Origin of the sequence: Streptomyces sp. NPDC057445 (genome assembly GCF_042802855.1) — a bacterium.
GTDB lineage: Bacteria > Actinomycetota > Actinomycetes > Streptomycetales > Streptomycetaceae > Streptomyces.
The window spans coordinates 1-6,702 of the sequence record NZ_JBHVDH010000052.1 but is presented as its reverse complement, the minus strand read 5'-3'; the positions used below and the strand labels follow the sequence as shown (position 1 = coordinate 6,702).

Sequence of the window (6,702 nt, the reverse complement as noted above, 5' to 3'; positions counted from 1 at the left end):
ACAGCAGCCCGCAACGGCTTGACCACCACCGTGACCACACCCTCACCCGGCACGAACCCATCCGCACCCGCGTCGAACGCCCGCGACGCACCCGAGGCCGACAGGGCCCGCAGATTTCTCATCGCGATGTAGTGCAGCGGCGACATCGCCACACGGACACCGGCCACGATGGCCTGCTCGCACTCGCCGTCGCGGATGCTGCGCACCGCCGTGTGCAGGGCGACCAGGGACGACGAGCACAGCGTGTCGATCGTCATGCTCGGACCGTGCAGGTCCAGGAAGTAGCTCACCCGGTTCGCGAGGAACGCGTTGTGATTGCCCAGGCCGCTGGGGGCGTCCAGTTCGGGCGCGATGTTGTAGTCCTTGTAGTGCTGGTAGCTGGCGCCCACGAACACGCCCGTGGCCGTGGGTGGTCGGCGCGCCGGAAGACCGGCCGACTCCAGTGCCTCCCATGTCGTCCGCAGCAACCAGCGCACCTGCGGATCGAGCACCTCGGCCTGTTTGGGGAAGAAGTCGAAGAACCGGGCGTCGAACTCGTCGACGTTCTCGAGGAACCCTCCGAGGTCGGGCTCGTCACCGTTGGCGTATCCACCCCACCGGTCGGCCGGCGCAGGCCGGATTCCCGTGCCGCCGCGTGAGAGCAGCGACCACAGTCCGGCCGGGTCCGGGGCGCCCGGGAGCGCGAGGGCGAGGCCGATGACGGCCATGTCCCCTGGTTCCCCGGCGACTTCAGGGCCCAGGCCGGGCGCCGCGAGGGCCACTGCTGTGCCTCGGCCGTCGGCCTGTTCGTCAGTCCGCTCGTCGGTGGACTCGTCGGTGGAACGGTCGGTGGAACGGTCGGTGGACCGGTCAGCCGGCGGCTCGTGCGCCGCGAGGTCGTCGGCTGCCGGCGCGAACACCCCCTCGGCGGCCAGGTCCGCCAGGTGCGCGGCGAGCGTACGGCAGTCCGCCGCGTCCAGAACGTCCGTGGGGCTCAGCCTCACCCCGTACGTCTTCTCGACATCGGCCGCGATGGTCGTCGCCAGCATGGAGTCGAGCCCCACGGCGGACAGCAAGGTGGTCGGTGTGATGGTCGGGTCGTGGAACACGTCGCGGACGAGTGCGACGATCGCGGATTCCGCCGCCGCGGCCTCGCCCCCGCGTACGGCGGAACCGGACACACCGGTCGGCGAGGTCCCCTCGGCCGTGGCCTGCGAGGGCTCGACGGTCGCCTCCGGTTGGGCCCGGCCCGTCACCGTCCGGTACTCGATGTCGTCGAGCCGGACCAGCACCCGGCCATCGGCACCGAGCAGGGTCGCATCACCGCGTCGCGCACCGTCGGGCCCGGCTTCGCCGGCTTCGAGCAGCACGAAGGCGGTCTGCGCCGGATCGCCCCACCTGACGGCCCGTCCGACGGAGACCGGCAGATACGTCGCCGGCGCCGCCGCCGGGTCTGCCAGGGTCAGCACGGCCATGCTCTGCAGGGCGGCGTCGAGCGCCCTCACCTCGCGTTCCAGGGCGTTGCCGGCCGAACCGCCGACCCGTGCGAGCACGCGGTGGGGTCCGTAGTGCACTTCGGTGATGGACCGCAACGGCGCGGCCAGGTCCATCCCCTTCGCCGCGAACCAGGCGTAGAGGCCGGCCGGTTCCAGCGTCCGGCCCAGACCGGCGCGCACACCGTCGAGGTCCACCGTGCCGCCGGCCGCGTCCGCCGGCATGTCCGCGGCGCGCAGTTCGACACGGGCGATGATCCGGTCGCCGTACCGGAACGTGACCGACTCCGTGCGGACGGGATCGTCCAGGTCGCTGACGAGAGGATGGCGTCCCGTCCCCCGTCCTGTGAAGGTGATCCGCCGCAGGACACCCGACCTCCGCAGCCCGAGAGCCACCGGCAGCGCACCCGGCACGGTCTCCTCACCGAGGACGCGGTGGGCCCGCGACAGCCGACGGGTGGTTCCGGCCACGTCCTCCGCGTCCTGTGTGTGTTCCGTGCGCAGGGCTTCCGGCGTGCCCTCGGCATCGGCCGGCCGTCCCCGGAACGGGTAGGGCGGCAGGGCGATGCGTCGGACCCGCGCGCCCTCGTACACCGTGCGCCAGTCGACGGTGACGCCGCCGACGTGGAGGAACGCCAGGCCGGTGCTCACGCGGTGGTCCGGGACCCGCAGTCGCGCCGCGATCCGATCTGCGGTGAGCGATGTGTACACCGCCAGGCGCTCGAAGTGCGCCTCGTCGGCCGTGGTCGCCCCGCTCTCCGGGACCGCTCCGCTTTCCAGGACCGTTCCGCCGCGCACGACGAACCCGAGTGCCCCGCCCTTCGTACGCAGCGCCCGCGCCAGCCCGGCGCTCAGCTCCTCGGCCGTGGAGCCGAGGATCGCTACCCGGTGGGTCTGGTGGTCGCGCCCGACGGCGGCAGAGCGGCACAGGGCGCTCAGGCCCGACGGCGTGTCCCGCAGCAGTCGGTGGAGGTCCGCCATACGCCGGCCCAGCGCGTCCGGAGTGTGTGCGGACAGGACGAGGAGGTGCTCCTCCAGCGCGGCCGGCGGCAGGTTCTCGCTGACGGACCGGTCGTCGATCTCCTCGTTCCCCTCGGGCTCGTTCCCCTCGTGCTCCTCCACGACGACGTGCGCGTTGGTCCCGCCCATGCCGAAGGCACTGATTCCCGCACGACGCGGTCCTTCGGACCTCCAGGGCCGGGGCTCTGTCGGGATCTCGAAGGGCCCGGAGGAGAGGTCGAGGTGCGCGCCGGGTGTCCCGAAGCCCGCGAGGGGCGGTATCTCCCGATGCCGCAGGCACAGGAGCACCTTCAGCAGTCCGGCGAGTCCGCTGGCCGGCTCCAGGTGGCCGATGTTGGCCTTGACCGAGCCGATGAGGCAGGGGCCGCGGCGGGCCGGGTCGTCACCGAACACCTCGGACAGCGCGGCGATCTCGATCGGGTCGCCCAGCCGGGTCGCCGTGCCGTGTGTCTCGATCAGGGTGATGTCCGCCGGATCCACCCCGGCGTCGTCGAGGGCCGCGCGGATGACCGCGGCCTGCGCCTCGCTGCGGGGTACGGGCAGAGCGCTGCCGCGGCCCCCGTGGTTGACGGCCGTGCCGCGGATGACGCCCCAGATCCGGTCCCCGTCCCGCTCGGCGTCCTCGAGACGCTTCAGCATCACGGCGACCGCGCCCTCGCCGGGGACGAAGCCGTCGGCCCGCTCGTCGAAGGGGCGCGGCCTGGTCTCGGACAGGGCACCGAGCTGGCTCAGGCTGCGGTAGTACCAAGGGGTGAGTCCGACGTGGCAGGCCGCCACGATCGCGGCGCCGCAGTGCCCCGACCTCAGGGCGGCGACCGCTTGCTGGACGGCGACGAGGGACGAGGAGCACAGGGTGTCGACCGTCTGCGAAGGGCCCGTCAGGTCCAGTGCGTAGGAGATCCGGTTGGCCAGCACCGCGTTCATGGTCCCGAGCGCGGTGTGCGGTCCGACGGTCTCCAGACCCTGGGCGTCCCGGTGATGCGTGTAGGTGGCGCCGACGAAGACGCCGATGTCGCGGCGGTCGGCGAGACCGCTGTCGTCCCTCACCGCCCAGGCGTGCTCCAGCAGCAGTTTCTGCTGCGCGTCCATCTCCTCTGCCTCGCGTACCGAGATGCCGAAGAAGGCCGGGTCGAAGCGGTCGATGTCGGTGACGAAGGCGCCCGTTCGGCAGTAGGTGCCCTTCATATCGGGACCCCGCCTCTCGAAGTGGGCGTCGATGTCCCAGCGTTCTGCCGGCACTTCGGTGAACGCGTGCCCGCCGGAGCGGAGCAGCGACCACACGTCCGCCGCGTCGGTCGCTCCTGGCAGATCGCCCGACACGGCGACCACTGCCACGTCCTTGCGCCCCGCCCTGTCCGGCTCGTGCGGCGCAAGCGCGGAGGGAGCCGACATGTCCGGAACAGAGTCGTCCGCAACAGCGAGGGCCGGAACAGGGCCGGAAGCGGCCGGGCCGACGGGGGCGGGTGCGGGTACGGGTGCGGGTGCGGCAAGGGCCGTGGCCGCTCCGTAGCGGTCGGTCAGTGCCTGCGTGAGCTCCCCGAAGTCGCCGTACTCCAGGAAGAGCGTGGCCGGGAGGTGGATGCTCCACCTGCGGGACAGTTCCTCGGACAGCTCGACGCTCATGATGGAGCTCATGCCGTAGTCCGCCAGGGGCGTGGCGCGGTCGAACGCGGTGACGCCCAGACGCTCCGACAGGAAGCGCTCCAGCTCGTCCTCGACGCGTTCCCGCGACCCCTGGGCGTGCGCTCCGTCGAGGTCCTCGCCGCGCTCCGTGCCGTTCGGCGCCGACGTTGCCGTTGCCGTTGCCGTGACGGTGGTCGGCTCGTCGGCCTCGGCGACGGAGTCCTCGGTGTCGGGGTGGGCGATGACCACCTGACGCGCGTCCCCGCCCAGCACGGCGACCAGGGCGTCCAGCGCCTCCGCCGTGCCCAGTGGCCGGACGCCGCGGCGCCGAAGCTGTTCCGCGACCGCCGTTCCCATGCCCACCTCGCCCCACAGGCCCCAGTCGACGCTCAGCCACGGCTTGCCGCGAGCGTGCGCGTAGGCGTCGAGGTAGGCGTTGGCAGCGGCGTACCCGCCCTGCCCGAGGTTGCCGAACGTGCCGGAGACGGACGCGAACAGCACCGCGAAGTCCAGGTCCCGTCCGGCGACCGCGGCGGCCAGCTCGTGGACGCCGTCGGCCTTGGGCCGCATCACCGCGGCGATGTCGTCGACGGTGGCGGTGCGGATCAGTCCGTCCTTGAGCGTGCCGGCGGCGTGGACCACACCGTGCAACTCCCCGAACTCCGCGCGGATGCGCTCCACCACGGCCGCCAGTTCGCCGGGGGCGGAGACGTCCGCGCTGTACGAGGCGACGACGCATCCTCGCGACCCGATCGCGGCCGGCCGGTCCCGGTCGGCACCCGTTGCCGCTCCGGAACGGCTGACAAGGGCGACGACCCCCGCGCCTTCCTCCGCGAACCGGGTGGCAACCTCCAGGCCGAGGCCTCCGTGCCCGCCCAGGATGAGGTAGCGGCCGCCCTTCCTGATGGGCCCGGGTCCGAGCGGGGCCGACCCGTCGCGCACGCGGACGGGCTCATGGCGGACGCCCTGCCGGTAGCCGACCTCCGTGGGGCCGTCCCCGAGCTCCGCCACGAGCGCATCGTCGGAGGCGTCGTCGAGGTCGACGAGCCGCGGACGAAGTCCGGGGTACTCGATGGCCGCGGTGCGGACGAAGCCCCACAGGGCGGCGCGTGCGGGGACGGGAGTGTCGTCCTGCGCCACCGGCTGAGCAGCGCGGGTCGCCACCAGGAAACGGGATTTGCGCTGCCGCTCACCGAGCGTCTTCAGTGCGGCCAGGCACCCGTAGAGGCCCATGTGGAGTTCCGGCTCATCGGCCCGTACGTCGCGGGCGTCGCCGCTGTTCCACAGGTGCACCACACCCGCGACGGGATCGCCGACCGCCTCCCAGAGCTGCCGGAACGCGTCCTCGTCCGGGTACGGCAGCACCCGGTGATCGCGGTCCTCGGTGGTCGTGCGGGAGGCGGCTGTGCCGACCTCCACCACGCGGGCGCCCTCGGCGCGCAGCTGCCGCGCGGTGCGCTCGCCGAGGCTGCCCGTGCCACCGTCGTGCAGGACCACCCATGTGCCCGTGGCCGGCTCGCGCCGTCGGCCGGTTGCGGGCACTTGCCGCCACTGGATGCGCGAGACCGGCCGCTCGGCCTGTCGCGAGCCCCGGGGGGAGGATCCCGATGCCGCCGCGCGGCGCATACGTACCCCGCCGAGCTCCGCGACGACCTCACCCGAGGGCGCCACCATCACGGCGTCCGCGGTCGAGTACGCACCTTCGACGCCGGTACGCCGCACCAGGACGGTCGCGCCCGACGCCAGGGCCGAGAGGTCGTCGAGGACCGCGATGCGAGCGACACCGATCGGCACCATGGGAAGCGGAGCGGCCGCTCCCGTCAGGTCCTGCAGCGCACAGCTCACGACCTGGAACACGCCGTCCACCAGCAGGGGATGGGAGTACCAGGGCATGGGCTCGGCATCTGTACGCAGAAGGGCCCGTGCCGCGCCGTCCCCGACGACGAGTTCCCGGACGGTACGGAAGTCGGGCCCGTACTGCAGGCCCTCGCGTGACCAGCTCTCGTACAGCTCCTCCGAGGTGATCGTCCGCGCCCCGGTCGGCTGCAGGTCGGCACGGGCCGGCGTGCCGCTCGTGAGCAGCCGGCCGGTACCGGTGGACAGCGACTTGCGGTCTCCGGCCACCACGGCGCTCAACTCGAAGCGTGTCCGAGGGCCGAAGGTCACGTCGAGCCGTACGGCCACCGCCCCTTCTTCGGCAATCGTGAGAGGCCTCAGGAAGGCCACATCGGTGAGCTCCAGCGGCGCGAACGGCCGCCGTTGCGCGACGCCCAGCATCGCCATTTCCAACTGCACCGAGGCGGGCAGCAGCCCGGTTCCGGCGAAACGGTGCTGAGCGATGAAGGGTTCCTGCCCCGCGAACGTCTTCTCGTAGGTCTCGGCCCGGTGCGTCACTGTCCCTCGCTCTGGTGCTCGTAGTGACGGTCGAACAGCGGGTGCCGGCCGACCGCACCGGTCACGATGCGGCGGCGGGCGGGCGGAGCGGACAGCTCCTGTCGGTTGAAGGGGTAGGTGGGGATGGTGGTGGTGTGCTGGTGTTTGTGCTGGTGCAGGGCGGCCCAGTTCAGGGCTGTGCCGGTCCGGTTGT

The 6,702-nt window shown here is 72.5% G+C and carries 1 protein-coding gene and 1 pseudogene; both read right to left on the bottom strand.

What is annotated here, in order from left to right; translation table 11 throughout:
• A partial coding sequence (locus ACFU5O_RS37215) for an SDR family NAD(P)-dependent oxidoreductase (RefSeq protein ID WP_384247417.1) occupies positions 1–6,509 on the bottom strand: 6,509 nt, incomplete at its 3' end.
• A pseudogene (locus ACFU5O_RS37210) lies at positions 6,506–6,702 on the bottom strand (acyltransferase); the annotation flags it as partial. The pseudogene ACFU5O_RS37210 and the gene ACFU5O_RS37215, both read right to left, overlap by 4 nt.